Source organism: Streptomyces tricolor (assembly GCF_002155905.1).
Taxonomy (GTDB): domain Bacteria; phylum Actinomycetota; class Actinomycetes; order Streptomycetales; family Streptomycetaceae; genus Streptomyces; species Streptomyces tricolor.
Genome location: NZ_MUMF01000012.1, coordinates 1 through 17,921, shown reverse-complemented (window position 1 = coordinate 17,921; position 17,921 = coordinate 1). Strand labels below are relative to the sequence as shown.

At 72.2% G+C, this 17,921-nt stretch carries 19 protein-coding genes and 3 pseudogenes; 12 read left to right on the top strand and 10 right to left on the bottom strand.

The window, feature by feature from the left end:
• Nucleotides 1–1,023 (top strand): aromatic ring-hydroxylating oxygenase subunit alpha (locus CCN44_RS01145; protein WP_086696623.1); only part of this gene is annotated, 1,023 nt, incomplete at its 5' end.
• 232 nt (nucleotides 1,024–1,255) lie between these two features.
• Nucleotides 1,256–1,936 carry an adenosylcobinamide amidohydrolase gene (locus CCN44_RS01140; protein ID WP_086696622.1) on the top strand — a complete coding sequence of 227 codons (681 nt, stop codon included), beginning with the start codon at nucleotides 1,256–1,258 and terminating at the stop codon, nucleotides 1,934–1,936.
• Between the two features lie 119 nt (nucleotides 1,937–2,055).
• On the opposite strand, the gene CCN44_RS44285 is transcribed toward CCN44_RS01140, so the two are convergent.
• Nucleotides 2,056–2,217, bottom strand: a complete 162-nt coding sequence (locus tag CCN44_RS44285; RefSeq protein ID WP_158103061.1) for a hypothetical protein — start codon at nucleotides 2,215–2,217, stop codon at nucleotides 2,056–2,058.
• Nucleotides 2,218–2,258: 41 nt separating this feature from the next.
• Entirely contained in the window at nucleotides 2,259–2,684 is a 426-nt protein-coding gene (locus tag CCN44_RS01135; RefSeq protein ID WP_059255578.1) for an Hsp20/alpha crystallin family protein, read from the bottom strand.
• Nucleotides 2,685–2,956: 272 nt separating this feature from the next.
• Here CCN44_RS01135 and CCN44_RS01130 point away from each other — a divergent pair, with 272 nt between their 5' ends.
• The 3 genes from CCN44_RS01130 to CCN44_RS01120 all read left to right on the top strand — a co-directional run bounded on the left by CCN44_RS01130 (nucleotide 2,957) and on the right by CCN44_RS01120 (nucleotide 4,461).
• Nucleotides 2,957–3,559, top strand: a complete 603-nt coding sequence (locus CCN44_RS01130) for an HdeD family acid-resistance protein (RefSeq protein WP_086696621.1) — start codon at nucleotides 2,957–2,959, stop codon at nucleotides 3,557–3,559.
• Between the two features lie 10 nt (nucleotides 3,560–3,569).
• Nucleotides 3,570–3,953, top strand: a complete 384-nt coding sequence (locus CCN44_RS01125; RefSeq protein ID WP_086696620.1) for a hypothetical protein — start codon at nucleotides 3,570–3,572, stop codon at nucleotides 3,951–3,953.
• A gap of 85 nt (nucleotides 3,954–4,038) precedes the next feature.
• Complete coding sequence (locus CCN44_RS01120) at nucleotides 4,039–4,461, top strand: Hsp20/alpha crystallin family protein (protein ID WP_086696619.1); 423 nt, start codon at nucleotides 4,039–4,041, stop codon at nucleotides 4,459–4,461.
• 249 nt (nucleotides 4,462–4,710) lie between these two features.
• On the opposite strand, the gene CCN44_RS47320 is transcribed toward CCN44_RS01120, so the two are convergent.
• The 4 genes from CCN44_RS47320 to CCN44_RS01105 form a co-directional block, all read right to left on the bottom strand.
• On the bottom strand, nucleotides 4,711–4,839 hold the full coding sequence (locus CCN44_RS47320; RefSeq protein ID WP_260334989.1) for a hypothetical protein: 129 nt from the start codon (nucleotides 4,837–4,839) through the stop codon (nucleotides 4,711–4,713).
• A 118-nt stretch (nucleotides 4,840–4,957) separates the two neighbouring features.
• Nucleotides 4,958–5,347, bottom strand: a complete 390-nt coding sequence (locus CCN44_RS01115) for a hypothetical protein (RefSeq protein WP_086696618.1) — start codon at nucleotides 5,345–5,347, stop codon at nucleotides 4,958–4,960.
• A 187-nt stretch (nucleotides 5,348–5,534) separates the two neighbouring features.
• Nucleotides 5,535–6,125 (bottom strand): hypothetical protein, encoded by a 591-nt coding sequence (locus CCN44_RS01110; protein ID WP_086696617.1) that lies wholly within the window; start codon nucleotides 6,123–6,125, stop codon nucleotides 5,535–5,537.
• A gap of 349 nt (nucleotides 6,126–6,474) precedes the next feature.
• Nucleotides 6,475–6,957: a GNAT family N-acetyltransferase gene (locus CCN44_RS01105; protein ID WP_086696616.1), complete on the bottom strand. Its 483-nt coding sequence runs from the start codon at nucleotides 6,955–6,957 to the stop codon at nucleotides 6,475–6,477.
• A 100-nt stretch (nucleotides 6,958–7,057) separates the two neighbouring features.
• Here CCN44_RS01105 and CCN44_RS01100 point away from each other — a divergent pair, with 100 nt between their 5' ends.
• The 3 genes and pseudogenes from CCN44_RS01100 to CCN44_RS01085 form a co-directional block, all read left to right on the top strand.
• On the top strand, nucleotides 7,058–7,390 hold the full coding sequence (locus CCN44_RS01100; protein WP_086696615.1) for a hypothetical protein: 333 nt from the start codon (nucleotides 7,058–7,060) through the stop codon (nucleotides 7,388–7,390).
• Nucleotides 7,390–7,963 (top strand): annotated as a pseudogene (locus CCN44_RS01095) (N-acetyltransferase family protein). The gene CCN44_RS01100 and the pseudogene CCN44_RS01095 overlap by 1 nt, the downstream one beginning before the upstream one ends.
• 572 nt (nucleotides 7,964–8,535) lie before the next feature.
• Nucleotides 8,536–8,829: pseudogene (locus CCN44_RS01085) on the top strand (ATP-binding protein); the annotation flags it as partial.
• 17 nt (nucleotides 8,830–8,846) lie between these two features.
• Here CCN44_RS01085 and CCN44_RS01080 read toward each other — a convergent pair.
• Nucleotides 8,847–9,170, bottom strand: a complete 324-nt coding sequence (locus CCN44_RS01080) for a hypothetical protein (RefSeq protein ID WP_237481144.1) — start codon at nucleotides 9,168–9,170, stop codon at nucleotides 8,847–8,849.
• A 435-nt stretch (nucleotides 9,171–9,605) separates the two neighbouring features.
• On the opposite strand from CCN44_RS01080, the gene CCN44_RS01075 reads away from it, so the two are divergent.
• Nucleotides 9,606–9,920: a profilin gene (locus CCN44_RS01075; protein WP_086696613.1), complete on the top strand. Its 315-nt coding sequence runs from the start codon at nucleotides 9,606–9,608 to the stop codon at nucleotides 9,918–9,920.
• A gap of 125 nt (nucleotides 9,921–10,045) precedes the next feature.
• On the opposite strand, the pseudogene CCN44_RS43905 reads toward CCN44_RS01075, so the two are convergent.
• Nucleotides 10,046–10,171: pseudogene (locus tag CCN44_RS43905) on the bottom strand (IS5/IS1182 family transposase); the annotation flags it as partial.
• A 326-nt stretch (nucleotides 10,172–10,497) separates the two neighbouring features.
• On the opposite strand from CCN44_RS43905, the gene CCN44_RS44280 reads away from it, so the two are divergent.
• A complete protein-coding gene (locus CCN44_RS44280) occupies nucleotides 10,498–11,211 on the top strand; it encodes a GAF and ANTAR domain-containing protein (RefSeq protein WP_158103060.1) in 714 nt (237 codons plus the stop codon).
• Between the two features lie 25 nt (nucleotides 11,212–11,236).
• On the opposite strand, the gene CCN44_RS01065 is transcribed toward CCN44_RS44280, so the two are convergent.
• Entirely contained in the window at nucleotides 11,237–12,898 is a 1,662-nt protein-coding gene (locus tag CCN44_RS01065; protein ID WP_086696611.1) for a RecQ family ATP-dependent DNA helicase, read from the bottom strand.
• A gap of 503 nt (nucleotides 12,899–13,401) precedes the next feature.
• Here CCN44_RS01065 and CCN44_RS01060 point away from each other — a divergent pair.
• Entirely contained in the window at nucleotides 13,402–14,631 is a 1,230-nt protein-coding gene (locus CCN44_RS01060) for a PP2C family protein-serine/threonine phosphatase (protein ID WP_086696624.1), read from the top strand.
• Nucleotides 14,632–14,800: 169 nt separating this feature from the next.
• Here the strand turns inward: CCN44_RS01060 and CCN44_RS01055 are convergent, their stop codons facing one another.
• Nucleotides 14,801–16,738, bottom strand: coding sequence for a BTAD domain-containing putative transcriptional regulator (locus tag CCN44_RS01055; protein ID WP_086696610.1), 1,938 nt, complete (start codon nucleotides 16,736–16,738; stop codon nucleotides 14,801–14,803).
• A gap of 136 nt (nucleotides 16,739–16,874) precedes the next feature.
• Between CCN44_RS01055 and CCN44_RS01050 the strand changes: the two genes are divergently transcribed.
• On the top strand, nucleotides 16,875–17,753 hold the full coding sequence (locus CCN44_RS01050) for an alpha/beta fold hydrolase (RefSeq protein ID WP_086696609.1): 879 nt from the start codon (nucleotides 16,875–16,877) through the stop codon (nucleotides 17,751–17,753).
• The last annotated feature ends 168 nt before the right edge of the window (nucleotides 17,754–17,921 follow it).

The following is a 17,921-nucleotide window of genomic DNA, read 5'->3' as shown; positions in this document are numbered from 1 at the left end:
GTCGCCCGGCCGGGCGACTACCTGCGCACCGAGGTGCTGGGCGAACCCGTGGTCGTCACGCGTGACGAGGACGGGACTCTCCACGCGCTGTCCCGGGTCTGCCGGCACCGCTTCATGGATGTGCTCCCTCCGGAAACCACGCCGGAGCAGGGGGCCCTGAAGCGGCTGACGTGCCCGTACCACGCCTGGACGTACCGGCTGAACGGCGAGTACGCCGGGCAGCTGGCCGGCGCGCCCCTGATGGGCAGGGTCGACTTCGACCGTGCGGCGTGCCGGCTGCCCCGCTACCGCCTGGAGGTGTGGAACGGGCTGCTCATGATCTGTGCCGATCCCCACGCTCCGGCGCTCGGCCGGCAGCTGGACGGGCTGACGACCAAGCTGGCCCCGTACCGGCTGCCGGATCTCGTCGTGGCGTACACCGCCGCGTGGGAGGGGGTGGGGGCGAACTGGAAGGTGGCGCTGGAGAACGGCTCGGAGAACTACCACCATATGGGGAGCCACGCTGCCACCCTGGAGCCGGTGCTGCCGGGCAAGGACACCGTCGTCGACGACTGCGACGGACGGTGGTTCACCATGTACACGCCCTTCGCTGCCGATTCCCTGAGGGCGGCGGAGGGAGCGACGGGGGCGGTCGGTACCGTGATTCCCGGGCTCGGGGAGCGGGAGCTGTCAGGGATGACGATCGCGGGCGTCTTCCCCCACCTGGTGATGGCCCTCCTGCCGGACAGCGTGACGTTCGCGCGGTGGATCCCCACGGGCCCGGCAACCCATGACGCCCACTTCACGGTGCTCGTGCCGCCCGAGGCCCGGGCGGAGCCGGGATTCGACGCCTACGTCGACGCCTCGCGTCAGCAGCTGGAGACCATCCAGAACGAGGACGCGGTGGCCATCCGGGGCGTGCAGCGGGGGCTCGCCACCGACCCGGGCCCATCGGGCGGACGCTTCTCGCACCTGGAGCGTCCCCTGTGGCAGTTCCAGCGCTATCTCGCCGACCGCCTCGCACAACGCGGCCGCCTGCCTTGACCGGCCGCGGCACCGCCCCCGACGTCCCCGGGCAGGGCGATGCGGTGCCGACGCCGGCCGGCCGCTCCCGGCTACCGCGCCTCCCTGCCCCGGCCGACTGCTGCGGACCCGCCGCGTGGCACGGAGGACCGCTCGCTGGTGACAGCACGTCCGCGGTGGCCCGAGGGGGCGGGGGTCGAGCCGCACGACGTAGGATCGGCTGCTTTCCGCCTGTGCAAGGAGTACCCGTCCGGTGACCGCCGTCCTCCCTCCGCCCCGTCCCGCCACCGGTCTGCTGACCGTGCAGCAGCTCGCCCGCCTGGAGGACGGTGAGCGGCTGCACAGTCTGCTGTGGCGGGCCGGAGACGGCTGGCGGATGATCAGCAGCGCCGTGCTCGGCGGAGGCGTCGGAGAACGCTCCTGGGTCCTCAACACCCAGGTGTCCCACGGCTACCGGCGCACCGATCCAGACCGGCACCTCGCCGAACTGGCCCTCCACGCCGACGTCCGCGGAGAGGGGGTCGGGCTCATGACGGCCGCCGACGTGCAGAGGTACGGTCACGCAGTCGACGGCGGCGTGGAGGCCATCGCCACCGCGGGACTCGGTGTCCGTGGATGGGCCGCTTCCCCGCAGGAGGACACCGCCCTTGCGGTGGCACCCGGCACGATCAACATCGTGGTGGCGCTGCCGGTGGCGCTGACCGACGCAGCCCTCGTCAACACCGTCGCCACGGCCACCGAAGCGAAGGTGCAGGCGCTGCTCGATGCCGGCTACGACTGCTCCGGCACTCCCACGGACGCCGTGTGCGTCGCAGCCCGGGTCCCTCGCGCCGATGAAGAGGTCCACGCCTTCGCCGGTCCCCGATCGCTGTGGGGCGCGCGCCTGGCCCGCGCCGTCCACGGAGCCGTACGCGCCGCTTGCCCGCCCCCCTGACGTGATCGTCTCCCCTCGGACATCGACCCGTTCCTGGCCGCGTGCCGAGTGCCTGGACGTACCGCCGAAGGACCGTTCCCGGGCACTGGTTGTGGTGGTCAGTGGTTTCCGTCGGGTGGTCAGTGGTTTCCGAGGACGGTCCGCATCCGCTGGTAGTGGTCGAGGTCGTCGAAGGTGCCGCGGTCGGGCGGGCTGGCAGTGCGGCGGCCGGTGCCCCAGGCCCAGATGCCGGCGGTGAGGCCGGCGGTCAGCGGGATGAGCAGCCACAGCAGGGCGCCCATGGTTCATCCTCCTTCAGCACGGGCGGGGGTGGACGGCTTGGTCAGGCGGTGAGCTGCTTGGGCGTGCCGCCGGAGATGGCGATCTTGCGGGGCTTGGCGTGTGCGGCCAGCGGGATGCGCAGGGTGAGGACGCCGTTGTCGTAGGCCGCCTCGGCGGCTGCGGCGTCCAGGGCGTCGGACAGGGCCAGGCGCCGGGTGAACCGTCCGGTGGGGCGCTCGGTGAGTACGGCCCGGGCACCGGCCGGCACCGGCGAGGGGCGCTCGGCGCTCAGGGTGAGCGTGCCGCGTTCGGTGGTCAGTTCGATGTTGGAGCGGTCCATGCCCGGCAGGTCGAACTGCAGGTACAGCGCATCGTCGTCACGCCAGGCGTCCACCGGAATGACGGCCGCGGCCGGATCGGTGGCGGCACGGGCCAGCTGATGCACGAGCCGGTCGAGATCCCCCAGAGCGCCGGTACGCGCAAGCATCCCCTTCTTCTCCCTTCACTCACTGGCCCGATCACGTGCACGGGGCCAGGTTGCTGCCGCTCATCCATATAGCCGACCCGCAAGTTCCTTGACAAGTTCTGACTGGGTGAAGTTGACAGTGCTCGACTCAATCCCTATCACGTGGAGTTACACGTTCGGTCGCGCCGACGCCCTGGCCCTACGGGAGCGAAGCAGTCGGCGCGGAAAGCCGGAAGGGAGGGCTGCTGGCGACAGAGAACAGGAACACCGTCTGGCTGCTGGGGGCCCGCGGCATGGCTGCGGTCTTCGGCGCTGTGACGCCGGCGTGGCCGCAGGTGACGGTGGTGACACTGGCCCTGGCATTCGGTGCGTATGCGACGGCCGACGGTGCGATGCGCATGGCGACAGCGTGGCGTCATAGGCGTGCACGCCGGCCCGCCGCGGTCTGCGCGGGCGCCGGTGTGCTGAGCGTGGTGGCTGCTGCGGCAACGACCCTGTGGCCGGACCCGACGGCCCTGACGCTGGTGGCGACGGCGGGTGCCTGGGCCATCACCACGGGCTGCCTGGAGCTGTGGGCGGCCACCCGGATGCGGCATGAGCTGCGGCACGCGCGGCTGTGGCGCATCTCCGCCGCCGCGTCGGTGGCCACGGGTGTGCTGCTGTGGCTGCGGCCGGACGCCGGCGCGCCGGCCATCGCCCTGGTCCTGGGCCTTTACGCGCTGGTCGTGGGCGGTATCCGGCTGGCCGCGGCCTGGCGGGAGTACCGCCCGGACGCCGATCACCCCTCCTCGTCACCGAGGCGACCGGCGCCCGGCGCCTGGCCCACTGACAGCCGGGCCTTGTTCATTCCGTCCGGGCACATCGCGGCCACCGGCCTGCGGTGCGCCCGGCACTAGCGGAAGGCGGGTGAGCATCGTGACGCGGCTGCACATCGACGGCGGCGACCTGGTGGCGCGTCTGCCCTGGCGGTGGGCGCTTGCGGCGCGGCGCCGCACCGTGCGCCTGCCGCTGAAGTTCGTGGACGAGGTCCGCGTGGAGCCGCACTGGTGGCGCGCGCTGCGCCCGCGTCCCGGGCGGCGCTACCGCTACCGCCCTGGGCGCTGGTGCGTGGGCGAGATCGAGCACGCGCGCGGGCGGGACTTCGTCGCCGTGCACACCCGGGGGCCGGTGCTCGTGGTGTCGACCTTCGGCCGGGATGCCCCCTACACCCGACTGGTCCTGTCCACCGCCGCCCCGGAGGCCGAGGCCATCCGCCTGCCCCGGCTAACCGCCGATCCCTCAAAAAGTTGAGTCGAGAGTTGTCAACTTTATGGGGTCGTGGTATATCAGAAGTAGAGCGATGGACGCGGGAACGACGTCGAAGGAGGGATGGAAGATGCTGATGCGTACGGATCCCTTCCGCGAGCTGGACCGGCTCGTCGATCGGGTCTGGGGCACGGCCGCGCACCCCGCCGGCATGCCGATGGACGCCTGGCGTGAGGGTGAGACGTTCTTCGTGGAGCTGGACCTGCCGGGTGTGAACCCGGAGTCCATCGACCTCGATGTCGAGCGCAACGTCCTGACAGTGAAGGCCGAACGCAAGCCGGCGTACGGCGAGAACACCGAGACGGTGGTCACGGAGCGGCCCGCGGGGACGTTCAGCCGGCAGCTCTTCCTCGGCGAGACCCTCGACACCGAGAAGATCGAAGCCTCCTACGAGGCGGGCGTGCTGAAGCTGCGGATCCCGGTCGCCGAGCAGGCCAAGCCCCGCAAGATCAGCGTCAGCGGCGGTGACAGCCGCAAGGAACTGGGCAGCTGACGCCGGACCACACATCTCCGTCAGGGCCTCGGGCTTCCGTCCGGGGCCCTGACGCCGTCCTGGAATCGAACTGGTCGCCGCCTGCGGATGGTATAGGCCGACACCACCGCGGAGGGCAGCACGGACACGGGTCCGCAGGCGTGAGCGGCGTACCGCCCCGCACGGGCGGGGCAGGCGGCAGAACATCGCAGCACACCGCGAGGAATTCGTGGTGCCCCAGGGGGCCGTCAGCGCGCGCTGAGGCCCGTGTCAGGACTCGGGCTCCGGCTCCCCGCCGCGGGCGTCGAACACCTTGGTGAAGGTAGCCCCGCACCGGCAGGCGGAGTGCTCGATCAGTTCCCCGTTCTCGGACACGCTCAGTCCCTGGCTGAGTCGCACGTGCACATGATGGCCCATGAGGAGCTGCTTTCCTTGACGTCCCTGGCCCGGCTCATGGTGAAGGGTGCCGCTTTGCCCCGCAATGCCGCAGGTCACATTCGTCCCGCTGACGCGGTTCCTAGCCCGGGGAGGCCTGTGGGCCGGATTCCGGCTGTGTGCCGGATTCCGGCTGTGGGTGACCGGCAGCGTGCAGCATCGGTGCGGAAGTCCGCTCCGGGCGGTGGCCTCCCTCGGCCGGGACACGGCTGCGGGGCGCTTCGGAGTCGCCGGACAACGGCACGGGGCGGCGCGCCACCAGGCGCCCGACCCAGCGTCGGCCGCAATGCTCGCACGCCGGCGCGCCCGCGGGCGTGTACGGGTCAGGCACCGCCAGGTTGTCCCGGTAGAAGTACTCCCACTCCTGCCCGCTGTCGTCCTGGTAGCGCTGCACGTCGTAGTCGACGCTCCAGCGGTGCCAGCAGGAACCGCAGGTGAACTCGACCCGCTCGACAGCAACTTCCGTGATCACTGCGCAACACCTCCCGTCCGGTACGGGGCACGGCCCGAGGTACGGCGACGCCGCCAGGAGCGGCAAGCGTGCAGGCGCTCGCGGCCCCTGATCGCTGCTGGTTCCCCTGTACCCGCCGACAGCATTCGATGCATGCGGATGCCGCTCGGCGTCCATGGCAGCGCGACGTGACGGCCGCGCGGCGGTATCAGTGCGTGAGGTGCCCGAGCGAGGGCATGTGCGGCGCCAGTGTGCGGGCCCTCTCCCACACGCCGTGGAGCTGCTCGGCGGGGCGCTGCTGCTCGCCGTGCAGGGCGTTCAGGACGACCAGGCCGCCGGTCAGTGCGGGGACGGCCCACTGAAGGCACGCCAGGTGCCGCTGGGCCTTGTCGGTGTCGATGGGGTGCTTGGCGGCCTTCTCGGCGTCCTGCGGGTCGGAAGAGGCCGCCAGTTCGATCTTCTTGCCCAGTACGCGGCTGTAGGCGGTGGCCGCGAGGGCAGCACCGGTCAGGACGGTCTTGGCGAGGGTGGAGGCGGCGACGCCCTGCTGGGCGGCGACCCGCGGAGCGTTCGCGGCGAGCAGGCCGCCGGAGCCGAACAGATGCGTGGCGATCGCCGCCGCGTTGACGGGCGTCCACTTCGCCCAGCCGGAGCCGGCGATCCTGGCAGTGGCCGCCCAGGTGCCGCCCTCGTCGCGGGCGGCACCGTTCACGCCGACCGCGCCCATCAGCGAGCCGCCGAACCAGGCGGCTAGGCCCAGATCGTGCAGGCTGCGCAGCATCGTGTTGCGTGTCGACATGACCGGCTCCCTTGGCCCAGGCGGAAAGGCCCCGGCGAGGCGGCCGGGCGCCATTTCACCGTCGCCGAGCAGGCGGCCGACCGCCATCGCGGTTGGCCCGAACGGAGGAGCCCCGCCGAGAAGAGGGGCCGTAGAGGGACCGGAGTCGCCGGCCTGGGCGACGATGCCGGCCAGGCGGTGGCCGTCGATCATGGGCTCCGGCCGGGCGGTGGCCGTCGATCATGAGTTCCGGCCCGACGGGCCCGGTCGGCCGGCGTCAGGCCGAGGCCGCGGCAGGGGCAGAGAGCGCGTCAGTGTGCTCGCTCGCGCACGAGGACGCCCAGGGGCCCGGAGCGCACCGCGCGGCAACCTATCCGGCGTGTTCGGGGACGGTGAACCACAGGTCCGGCCGTTCCCACGTGACCTTCGGCAGCGCGGGGCCGACTGTCCCTACCCGCTCGGCCCCCATCCGCCGATAGAACCCTTCGGCCGGGGGATGGGACACCACACGCACCCCCCGCGCGCCGGCCTCCCGCGCCTGCCGGATCATGTGGTCGATGAGGAGCCGGCCGATGCCCCGGCCCTGCGCGTCGTCCGCGACGAACGCCAGGTCGAGCTCCGGCGGATCCAGATCCGGCATCAGCGAGTAGAAGCCCAGAAGACGCCCGCCCGGATCCTCGCTCAGGAACACCGTGTGCCGGGCTATGTAGGCGGCGTCGACCCGGTAGCCGTCGATGATCGAGGCGTAGGCCCCCTGGTATGCACCGGATGCATGGATCAGGGCGGTGAGACGCTCGGCGTCCTGCGCGTCGGCGCGTCTGACGACCGCGTACGGCCTTCCCTTGTCCGGCATGACGCTTCCCTTCCGGTGTGCTCCCCCGCCCGGCTCCTGACCGCCGAGCTTATTGCATCATAGTTGCAACAACTTCTAGGGTGCAGGAAGGGGGTGCGGAATGAACTCTCCGATCGTGCTCAGCACCGAGTCGGCCCGCGACGAGACCCGGACGGGGACGGGGCTCGTCCGGCACGGACGGTTGCTCGGTCATGCCGTGGCGTCGAGCGAGAAGCACTGCCGGGCCGCCGGCCTCATGCTGCGCATGCCGCCGATCGGGCCGTGCACGCACCACCGCACCATCACGGACATCCGCGCGGTGATCACGGCTGACGGCGGCCTCCTGCCCCGCACGGGAGCCGAACCCGCACCACTCGACGTGTCCGTCGCCCCGTCGGCACCCTTGGTGTGCGCCGCTCCGCACCCCGCCGCGCCCCTGGCAGGTGTCGCTTGATGCCCACCGACATCCGCGTCGTCGGGGGCGACGAACTGCTCGCCCACACGCGTGGCTTGCACTCCGTCTACGTCGACGCCTTCTGCACCCCGCCCTGGAGCGAGGAGCAGGAGAAGGCGGTCGCATTCGTCGGGCGGCTGCCGGCGAACGCAAGGCGTCCCGGGTTCACCGCTGCGCTCGCCCTTCGAGGCGGCGAGGTCGTCGGCTTCGCCACCGCATGGACCACCCTCGCGCCCTTCCCCACCGACCGCTGCTACCCGCAGGCCACCGCTGCACTCGGCCCCGAGCGCACGATGGAATGGCTGTGCGGTTCCCGCGAGGTCGACGAGCTCGCCGTCCGCTCCGGCGCGCGCGGCAACGGGCTCGCGGCCGGCCTCCTGGAGGCGGTCCACCGCCGACGCCCCCGACGGCCGTTCCTGGCTGCTCACCTCCGTCCGGTCGGGCCGGGCCATGGCCTTCTACCGCCGCCAGGGATGGACGCAGGCCACCCACCCCTCCCCCGACGGCAACGGCATCGCCGTCTTCCTCGGCCCGCACCACCCGGCTCGGTCCCGTGTCCTCCCTGCCCTCTAGACCTCCGTCTCCTCGGTTTCCAGCGCGCTGCGCAGGCGGGTCGAGGGCGACATCGGCCGACGCCTGGCTTTGTTCGCGAGTTACGAGAGCACCTGTAGCTCAGCGTGGAGAGCGCCCTCGTTCAGGGAGAGTGATGTCGAGCTGTGCTCTTCGGCGGAAGCACGGTGTCGGGTTCCTGACCGTGCAGAAGGCGGTGACGTCGGCTTGGCCGGAGCCGCGGAAGAAGCTTCCGCCGCGGGTGACGCGACTGGATCCGTACAAACCGTTGATCGACGTTGCTGCGGGCCGACCTGGATGCGCCGCGCAAGCAGCGGCCCACGGTGAAGTCCATGGCTACGTCGCCGACCAGCGTGAGGAGATCCGGGTCCGAGCCGGACGAGGTGTGGTCGATGCAGGGAGAAGCCCAGCACCTGGGCGACCGCGGCCCTGAGGTTGTCGAAGCGGGCCTTCCGGTCGGCACCCCGCCCGCCTCCTGACCCGCCGAGGCGAAGACCCGGTGGACGGACTTGCCCGAGCAGGACAGCCGGAACGCGAACAGGTAGCAGGTCACCAGCTCGCCGGCCAGCCGCACCTACGGCCGCTTTGATCTTTTACGGATCGAGGAGCTTGGCTACATGAAACTCGACCGGCGCGGCGCCGAACTCCTCTCCCCCGGTCCTGACCGAACGTGAGGACAAGAACAGCGTGGCCATCGCCTCGCCACGAACGAATCGTTCTCCGGCTGGACGAGGACCTTCACCGACCCCCGGCTCTGCGCGGCCGTCGTCGGCCGTCTCACCTTCGGCGGCAACATCATCGAGACCGGCACCGACTCCTACCACCTGGCCACTACCAGGGCCCGCGCCGAACAGAAGGCCGTCGGCTGATCCACGGCCCGCGCCACTCAACGCGACCGAGCGTTGGCGTTCCCGAGTTCGACAGCCAGCGCAGCCATGTCCCGCAGGTGCTTGTAGTACTCGGACGCGCCGTCCTCGTCATCGATCGACGGCAGGACCTTTTCAACGGCCGCAAGGCAGACGAGCAGGATCTCGCGACGCCTCTCATCAAGAGGCCCTGACAGCGACGAGACGACACAGCCGGCAATGTCCGCGTCGAGCAACACCATGTCTTCGCCATCGATCTCTCGACCCCGCATGTGTGGTGGGAATGGCGCGCGCATGTGCTCTTCCCACATCCGTGAGAGCAGGGCCACTTCTGATTCGCTCATGTTCGTGATCATGCCTTACGGCCGAAGCTCTGCGGGAGAGAGCTCGCGCGGAGCCGCCGGATGACCGCCCGACCGCTTCCTCGGCCACGTCAAGTCGGCCTACGCAGCCAGACGCCTGAGTCTGCCGTCGGCGGAGGTGCGGACGGCCACCGTCCATGGGGCCGGCCGACAGCCCCGCGCCGAGGGTGCGCGGCTAGGAGCTGTCCGGCGGATCATGAGGGGAGCCAGAGCCGGATCGAGGCGACGGTGACGGTGCTGTGGAAGACGAAGATGATCGGCTGCCCCTGAAACGCGATCCACTCCCGCCCCGCCGACTGGTCGCCACGATCGAGTGACACACAAGGGTCTGCCCCTGTTCCCGGCAGCGATAGCCCAAGATCACTTCACGGAACCCACACGCGGCGGGGCACCGTCGCCCCGGACACGGAGGACTGGATGAGCAGCTGGCAAGAGTGCGTAGACGACCATCTCATCGGAACCGTGAGCCCGAGAGAGGGCGCGGCGATCGCCAGCGGGTTCACGGATAACGAGAAGATCTTCAAGGAAGGCATCGACGCAAACAGTCGGAAGTACCTCGTCGTCCACGCCAACGAAAGTTCCATTTACGGCAAAGCCGGCACCCGCGGCATCTGTTGTGTCAAGACCACTCAGGCCATTCTCGTGGGCGTCTACGAGCCCCCAGTCGTTCCAGGCGCGGCAGCAGCACACGTTGAGAAAGTCGCCGACTACCTGATCGACATGGGTTACTGATCGATCGACAAGCTCGCCAACTGTCATCGCGCCGGAAGTGTCCCAGGTTGTCCGTCGGATCATGGTCGGAGCCATAGCCTGATGGCTGCGGTGGTGACGGTGCCGTGGACCGGGTATGACGAGCGGGCCATGGGGCGGCATCCGCATGCTCCTGCGAGGTGGATCTTGCAGGTCAGGCCGCCCCGGGACCGTCCCAGTCCCTCGTCGGGGCGATGGCCGGGGGCGTCGTCCTTTTTCTCCACGGGAACGCGCGCAGGCGGTCCCCGCATGGCTGTGTGCCATGGCGAAGGCACTTGCGCGGGTGAGCGGCGCCGGGCCGTCGGAGAACAAGGGGCCGCTCGTCAGGGGCGACCGTCTTCGCCCCGCCGCCGGCTGCCGCGGCCAGCCCTCCCCCAGTCCGACCGACCGGGGCTGTCCGTGGCTTGCGCGCGGCAACACAGGGCACCCGGCATGCGACGGATCGGTCTCGGCCACGGGCACGGGGCTGCGAGCCGGCGGTGGCCGTCCTCGTGGGCGGCGGAGGAAGACACGTGACGGTGGGCATCGAGGCACGTGCGTCAGGGCGGCGGAGGGTCGGATGACGGCCAAGGCGCTGAAAGCGGTGCGGATGGTCGCGCAAGCCGCGGCGGGCTCACCCGGCGAGGAGGTTCCCCGGCGGGTGTGCGCGGCGGTGCGCGACGGGCTCGGCGTGGACGGTGTCACCTTGTCGTTGCTCACCGACACCCCCTCCCGTCAGCTGCTCGCCGCGTCGGACGATGCCGCCCTGGTGCTGGAGGAGATCCAGTTCACCGTACTGGAAGGACCCTGCATCAGTGCCGCGCGGACCGGCGAGCCCGTGGCCGTGGACGACCTGCGGCGGGAACGGGCGCGCTGGCCGCTGTTCGGGGCGATGGCGCGCGAGAAGCTGCCGGGGGTGGGCTCGGTGTACGCGCTCCCCTTGTTCTTCGGCGACTACGTCCTCGGGTCGGTCGACCTGCTGGCGACGCGGCCCCGCGCTCTCGGTGAGGAGGCCCTGGAGCAGGCGTCCCACGTGGCCGACGCGGTGACGGCGGCGCTCGTACCGACCCGCGAGACGCTGCTCACAGGGAACGACGCACCGGCGTGGGCACCGGAGCAGGTGGTCCGTGCTCACTGGTTCGACACCTGGCGTGCCGTCGGTGCCCTGGCGGCCCGACGGCGGATCAGTCCTGAGGACGCCTTGGCCCTGATGCGCGCCGAGGCCTTCCGCACCGGTAGGTCATTGCCGGACATCACCACGGACATCCTGCGCGACAGGCCCCGTAGGCCGTAGCCGCGCGGGCTCGGAGGAACTCTGCTCAGGCGCCCGACAGCAGATCGTGCTCCCGGAGAGCTGCCAGCGACAGCGTCTTGTAGCCGACCTGCTCGAACAGCACGACCATGCGGTCCTCCTCCGTGCGCATCACCGTGCCGTCCCCCCATTCGGCATGGCGGACCCGGTCGTTCGGCTGGTACGGCGCGCGGCGCCCCGGCGACGCAGCGGCCCGCCGGTGACCGGGCCCGGAGCCGCGGTCGTCCTCCCGGTCACAGATGTCGCACCGCCCGCACGGCTGGTCCACCTGCTCGCCGAAGTAGCCGAGAAGGTACTGGCGGCGGCAGGACTGCGTCTCCGCGTAGCCGCGCATCATCTCGATCCGCGACCGGTCCATCCGGCGGCGCCGCTCGAACACCTCGGTCGCCGCCTCGGCGGCCTCGTCCGCCGTCCGGCCGGGGACGGCCCGCACCGCGCGGCGCCCGCCCTCGACGGTCACGGCTCCGGCCTCTTCGAGCAGGTTCATCAGGTCGGTGGCCTTCTGGCGCGACATCCCGCACAGCTCCGCCGTCCGGCTGCGGCTCCGCGGGCCGTCCTGGCCGTGCAGGGTGGTCATGATCCTGCGCAGTCCGTCGGTGTCCAGTGCTCGGGAGGTGAGGAACTTCTGCAGCCCGAGATCCTCGGGCCGGTAGAACAGCACGGCCCGCGCCGGCTCTCCGTCGCGGCCGGCCCGCCCGACCTCCTGGTAGTAGGAGTCCAGGGACTCCGGGACGGACGCGTGGGCGACGAACCGTACGTCAGGCTTGTCGATGCCCATCCCGAACGCGGAGGTCGCCACGACCACGGAGGGCGCCCCGGCCATGAAGCCGTCCTGGATGCGGCGCCGGTCCGCCGCCCTGATCCCCGCGTGGTACGCCTCGGCGTCCACGCCGTCCTGCCGCAGTAGCGTCGCGTACCTCTCCGCGTCCTTGCGGGTGGCCGTGTAGAGGATGCCCGGGGCGCGGGCCGCGGCCGTCCAGTGGGAGACGGCGGCGCGCTTGTCCGCGTCGTCGGTGAAGGTGCTCACCGCCAGGTGGATGTTGGGCCGGTCGTTTCCGGCCGCGACCACATGGGCGTCGCGCATGCGCAGGTGCTCGACGATGTCGGTGCGGACCGGGGCCGCGGCGGTCGCCGTCAGCGCGAGGACCGGCGGGCGGCCGAGCCGTTCGGCGGCCTCGCCGAGGTTCGCGTAGTCGGGGCGGAAGTCGTGTCCCCAGGCGGAGACACAGTGGGCCTCGTCCACGACGAACAGCGAGGGGCGGAGTGCGCGCAGCCGCCGCAGCACGCTGTCCTTGGCCAGTTGCTCCGGTGACAGGAACAGGTACTCGGCGTCGCCCTCCCGTACCGCCCGCCAGGCCCGGTCGCTGGCCGAGGCCGGCTGGGCCGAGTTCACGGCCGCGGCGTCCGGTGCCGCGCTCTCGCGCAGTCCGGCGACCTGGTCGCGCTGCAGGGCGATCAGCGGTGACACCACGACCGCGGGACCGCCGAGCATGACGGTCGGCACCTGGTAGATCGCCGACTTCCCCGAGCCGGTGGGCATGACGACGAGCACGTCCCGCCCTTCGAGCAGGGCTTCCATCGCCTCGGTCTGCTCGCGGGACAGCTCGTTCCATCCGAAGCGTTCCCGGGCGATGCGCCGCAGCTCGGCGACCCGGTCGTCCGCGTCCATGGCCTCTGGGGACGGCCCGGTTCTCCCTGGCGGTCTTGCTTGCACGGTCACGAAGCCTCCTTCACAGCCCCGAGACGCCCTCACGAGCCGGGCACGCCCCGGCACGAGTACCCCTCGCGGGTCCCGGAACGCGGGGTCCGCGCCGCCCCATGTGAACCGAGGCGTTCCGTCGCCGGGTTCCGTGCCGCCGTCTCTTGGGCCGCTCGTCGCCGTCGGCCGCTCCTGACGTCCGCCCGCACTCCGCACAGCGGACGAAAGGGGCGATCCATCCGGTCTGCGTCGCCGCGTCGAGGAGGTACGTCGGCCGGATCCGCCGGCGGGCCGGTTGGGCGGTCCGGCGTCGGCGGCGGCACGGGTTGACAGGTCCGGCATGCGGGACTTCCGCCGGGGTGAGCCGTCTCCGGGAGAGACTGGTAGAGGCGCACCCGATGGCGGCGGTGTGGATGCTGTGCCGAGGAAGGAGGGTGCTGGCCGTGGGCGATCGGAGCGGTGATGGCCGGCGGATGCTGGAAGGGCTGCTGGCCGCCAGCCACCTCATGCCCCTGGAACTGTTGCCCGCCCGTGTAACCGAACACGCGACGGCAGCGGGCCTGACCGAGGTACTGATCTACGTCGGGGACATTCAGCGCAACGTGCTGAGGCTGCTGACCGGGTGCGGCGAGGACGCCGGCGAGGCAGCGACGGGTCAGGACGCCGAGCTGCAGGTCGAAGGGACGCTGCCCGGGCGGGCCTACCAGTACGTCCAGGTCCTGGCCGATGGTTCCGTCGAGGTGCGGGAGCACCGGTGGTGGGTGCCGCTGCTGGACGGCACGGAGCGCCTCGGCGTGCTGCGGGTCACCGCGGCCACCGACACCGAGCGGGTACGGCAGGACATGGTGGCGCTGGCTTCCCTGGTCGCGCTGATCCTGGTCAGCAAACGCGGGCACAGCGACTCCTACGCGCGGCTGACGCGTGCCGAGCCGATGAACATCGCCGCCGAGATGCAGTGGCAGCTGATGCCGCCGCGCACCTACGCCGACGGGCGGGTGGTGATCGCCGCGGCCATGGAGCCCGCCTACCGCATCAGCGGGGACGCCTTCGACTACGCGACGGCCGGACCGGTCGTGCACCTGTCGATCTTCGACGCGATGGGGCACGACACCGCCGCCGGGCTGACCGCGAACCTCGCCATGGCCACCTGCCGCAACTCCCGGCGCCAGAACGCCGGCCTGGTGGAGATCACCGAGCGGATCGAGCAGGCCCTGATCGAACAGTACGGCCAGAGCCGCTACGCGACCGGGATCCTGGCCGACCTCGACACCCGCACCGGCATGCTGACGTGGGTCAACCGCGGCCATCACCCGCCGGTGATCATCCGCGCAGGGCGCTGGATCAGCCAGCTGCACTGTCCACCGGCCCACCCCATGGGCACCGGCCTGGCCCTGAAGACGACCCTGTGCCGTGAGCAGCTGGAGCCCGGCGACCGGGTCGTGTTCTACACCGACGGGATCACCGAGGCCCGGGGCCCCGGCGACGCGGAGTTCGGTCTGAAGCGGTTCACCGACTTCCTCGTCCGCCACCACGCCGACGGCCTGCCCGTGCCGGAAACCCTGCGCAGGATCGTCCACGCCGTCCTGGAGTACCACGACGGCCGGCTGGAGGACGACGCCACCGTGCTGTTCTGCGAATGGCTCGGCCCCGACCCCGACTCCACCGCCGCGGCCGCGGCCCTGGCCGGCCTCACCCCGCCGTGACCACGGCGCGTCCTCAAGGTGACGGACCTGACGGCGCTTCCCGCCGGAGCCCCCGGACCGGCCCTTGTCCCGCCGTCCAGCGGTCAGCTGCGTACCGTCCTGCCGTGCGTGGTGAAGGGCGCATGCACCGCTGGGCTGGGTGAGGGGCTGTGGGGCGGCCGGTCGTCGGTCACCCCTCGCCGGCGCATGCCTCCGCTTCCGCCAGGTACCGTGCCACCGGTCCCAGCGTCAGCATCCCGCTCGCCGCGCCCGCGTGTTCGGTGCGGGCGGCGCGCAGGGCCGTAGCGGCGCGGGCGGCGACCGGGCGCTCGCCGAGGCGGGCGGCGGCGTGGGCGGTCAGGCACCAGAGTGCCTCCTGCATGTGGTCGAGGGGTGGTTCGGGCGCCATGGTAAGGGCGGTACGGGCCGCCTCGTCCCGGTTCCGGGCGAGCAGCACCAAGGGTTGCGTCCAGGGGCGGTACGGGCCCCAGTCGAGGGCGGGATCGGTGGGCGCGGGACGGCCGTGCAGAAGACGAAGGCCCAGGAGGGCCAGGGCGAACAGGCCCCGGTGCAGCCCCGGCATGCCCCCCGTTCCGGCGAGGGCGTCCTCGGCGGCACGGTAGTGCGCCGCGGCCGTGGCGGCGGCCGGTCCGCCCGGTGCGGCGCTGCGGGCGGCCGTGGCCCGGGCCCGGAACCAGCCGGTGAGTACGGGGACGAGGGAGGCCTCGGTGCTGACGGCGAGCCGCTCGGCGGCCTCGGCGTGTGCGGTCGCGGCGTCGAGGTCGCCGAGGGCGGAGGCGGATTGCAGGCGGATGAGCCGGCCGAGCACGGCGAAGTTCGGCAGCTCGTGCCGGGTGGCCAGGTCGAGGATCTCCGCGCCGATCACGTCCCGTGCCGCCGCGAGCCCGGGCCGGGTGAAGGACTGGAGGAACACGCCGTTGAGGGCGAACACCAGCAGGGCGGGGTCGCCCAGCTCCCGGGCCAGCGCCTCGGCCTCGCGCGCCGCCTGTCCGGCGCGCCTCGATCCGGTGCCGGACAGATCGGCGCTGCGGCTCTCGACCGCGACGGTGGCCAGCAGGCGGGCGCGCAGGTCGGCGGGGCCGTCGGTGCCGAGCGCGGTGAGCGTACGCTCGGCCGCCGCGACGACGGCGCGGGACTGCTCGGGGTCGTCGGCCCGGCTCCAGAGGGCGGGCACGTCGTAGGCGCCGATGACGCGGGCGGTCAGGTCGATGTCCCCGGTGCGCTCCGCCGCCTGGACGGCGGCGAGGCGGTCGCGCCGCGAGTGGACGAGGGCGTCACCACCCGCCAGGGCCAGGGTGCGGGCCAGTTCCACGGTGGTGCGCGGGCCGAGTCGCAGGCCGGCGGTCCACACGGTACGCGGGGACTGGAGCGTCGTGGCTCCGTGGAGGATGTCCGTCTCCAGGCGCCGGAGGTCGGCACCGGGGTCGAGCCCGAGCTGGTCCACGAGCATCGTGCGGGCGCGGCGGAGGGTGGCCAGCGCGTCCGCCTGACGGCCCGCCCGGTGCAGTGCGCGGGCCAGCAGTCCCCAGGCCGGCTCGCGCCAGGGATGTTCGGTGACGTGGGCGCCCAGTTCGGCGACGAGCTGGGCTCCTGAACCGGAGTCGAGGAGGAGACGGGCGCGCAGTTCCGTCCCCTCCAGCCTCAGCTCCTCCAGCCGGGCCCGCTCGCGCTGGGCCCACGCGGAGCCGGTCACGTCGGCGTAGGCGGGACCGCGCCAGGCGGCGAGGGCCGCGTCCAGGTCGGCGAGCGCGTCGGGTGTACGCCGGGCGCGGGCCAGGGCGTCCTCGAACCGGTGGACGTCCACGGTGTCGCGCGGCAGGCACAGCGCGTAGCCGGGGCCTTCCGTGACGAGGACGCGCGGCGGAGTGCGGGGCGGCCGGTCGGGTTCGATGGCGCGGCGCAGCGCGGCGACGAACGTACGCAACGCGCCCACGGCGCGCACCGGCGGCTCGGCCCACAGATCGTCCACGAGGGTGTCGGTGGCGACCATCCGCCCCCCGGCGGCGACGAGCCGGGCGAGCACCTCGCGGTGGCGGGGTCCGCCCAGGTCAACCGGGGTGCCGTCGTCGCGGAGGGCCCGCACGGCGCCGAGTACGTCGATGCGCATGCCTCCATCTTCCGTGCCGCGGGTCCCCGGCGTCGAAGCGTACTGATCGGCTGCTGATCGCCGTCGCCCACGCTGCTCCCGTCAGTCCTCGGACCAAGGCTTTCGTCGGTCCACCGACCCCAGGAAGGGGCCTTTCATGACGCTCTCCCTCGCCGGTTTCGACCATGTCCGGCTGCCCGGCACGGACGGAGTGGAGCTGGCCGCCGCTGTCGGCGGCAGCGGCAGCCCGGTCGTACTGCTGCACGGTTTTCCGCAGACCCACCTGATGTGGCGGCACATCGCCGAGCGGCTCGCCGGCGAGCACACGGTGATCTGTCCCGACCTGCGCGGCTACGGCGCCAGCGACAAGCCGGCGGCCACCGGCCCCGAGGTGTACTCCAAGCGCGCCATGGCCGCCGATGTCGTCGCCCTGGCGGCGGCGCTCGGGCATGAGCGCTTCGCCCTGGTCGGCCACGACCGGGGCGCCCTGGTCGCCTTCCGGGCCGGGCTGGACCATCCCGACACCCTCACGCACCTGGGCCTCCTCGATGTCGTGCCGACACTGGACATGTGGGACGTCCTGCACGGTGTCTCGGCGGCGGTCGGCTACCACCTGTTCCTCATGGCGCAGCCGCCGGGGCTGCCGGAGACGATGATCGCCAACAGCGCGGACGCCTTCTTCGGTTCCTTCCTCGACGCCTGGGCCGGGGAGCCGGCCGCCATGCCGGAACCGGTACGGGCCGCGTACCTGCGGGCGTGCGCCGGGGCCGTGCCGTCGATCGTCGCGGACTACCGGGCCTCGGCGGGCATCGACGTCACCCACGACCAGGCGGACCGGGACGCCGGTTCCCAGCTGGCCATGCCCGTCACGGTCGTCCAGCAGGACTGGGGCGCGCGACTGGGCTACGACGCCGCCGCGGTCTGGCAGGCGTGGGCGCCGGACCTGGACCACCGGCTGACCCGGGCGGGGCACTTCATGGCCGAGGAGGCGCCGGACGAGATCACGGGCGCGATCCGCGACCTGCTGCTCCGCTGAGCCCGCCGGCCGGGCCACGGGCGGCGGGCGAGCCCCGCGTTCCCTGCGCCGGACCGGCCCCGCGATCCGGCGACCGCCGACCCGGCCGCTGCCCGCAGCCCGGGAACTCCGGCACCGCTCACGACGGCCTGGCAGCGCCTCACGGCTCTACGGCCGTATCCTCCCGCG

Coding starts and splice junctions, on each gene's coding strand:
- CCN44_RS01065 (WP_086696611.1), bottom strand. CDS start 12,898: ATGGACGCGGACGACCGGGTCGCCGAGCTGCGGCGCATCGCCCGGGAA.
- CCN44_RS01080 (WP_237481144.1), bottom strand. CDS start 9,170: ATGAGCGAATCAGAAGTGGCCCTGCTCTCACGGATGTGGGAAGAGCAC.
- CCN44_RS01135 (WP_059255578.1), bottom strand. CDS start 2,684: ATGCTTGCGCGTACCGGCGCTCTGGGGGATCTCGACCGGCTCGTGCAT.
- CCN44_RS01105 (WP_086696616.1), bottom strand. CDS start 6,957: ATGCCGGACAAGGGAAGGCCGTACGCGGTCGTCAGACGCGCCGACGCG.
- CCN44_RS01050 (WP_086696609.1), top strand. CDS start 16,875: ATGACGCTCTCCCTCGCCGGTTTCGACCATGTCCGGCTGCCCGGCACG.
- CCN44_RS01075 (WP_086696613.1), top strand. CDS start 9,606: ATGAGCAGCTGGCAAGAGTGCGTAGACGACCATCTCATCGGAACCGTG.
- CCN44_RS01110 (WP_086696617.1), bottom strand. CDS start 6,125: ATGTCGACACGCAACACGATGCTGCGCAGCCTGCACGATCTGGGCCTA.
- CCN44_RS01120 (WP_086696619.1), top strand. CDS start 4,039: ATGCTGATGCGTACGGATCCCTTCCGCGAGCTGGACCGGCTCGTCGAT.
- CCN44_RS01130 (WP_086696621.1), top strand. CDS start 2,957: ATGGCTGCGGTCTTCGGCGCTGTGACGCCGGCGTGGCCGCAGGTGACG.
- CCN44_RS01100 (WP_086696615.1), top strand. CDS start 7,058: ATGAACTCTCCGATCGTGCTCAGCACCGAGTCGGCCCGCGACGAGACC.
- CCN44_RS01055 (WP_086696610.1), bottom strand. CDS start 16,738: ATGCGCATCGACGTACTCGGCGCCGTGCGGGCCCTCCGCGACGACGGC.
- CCN44_RS44280 (WP_158103060.1), top strand. CDS start 10,498: ATGACGGCCAAGGCGCTGAAAGCGGTGCGGATGGTCGCGCAAGCCGCG.
- CCN44_RS01060 (WP_086696624.1), top strand. CDS start 13,402: ATGCTGGAAGGGCTGCTGGCCGCCAGCCACCTCATGCCCCTGGAACTG.
- CCN44_RS44285 (WP_158103061.1), bottom strand. CDS start 2,217: ATGGGCGCCCTGCTGTGGCTGCTCATCCCGCTGACCGCCGGCCTCACC.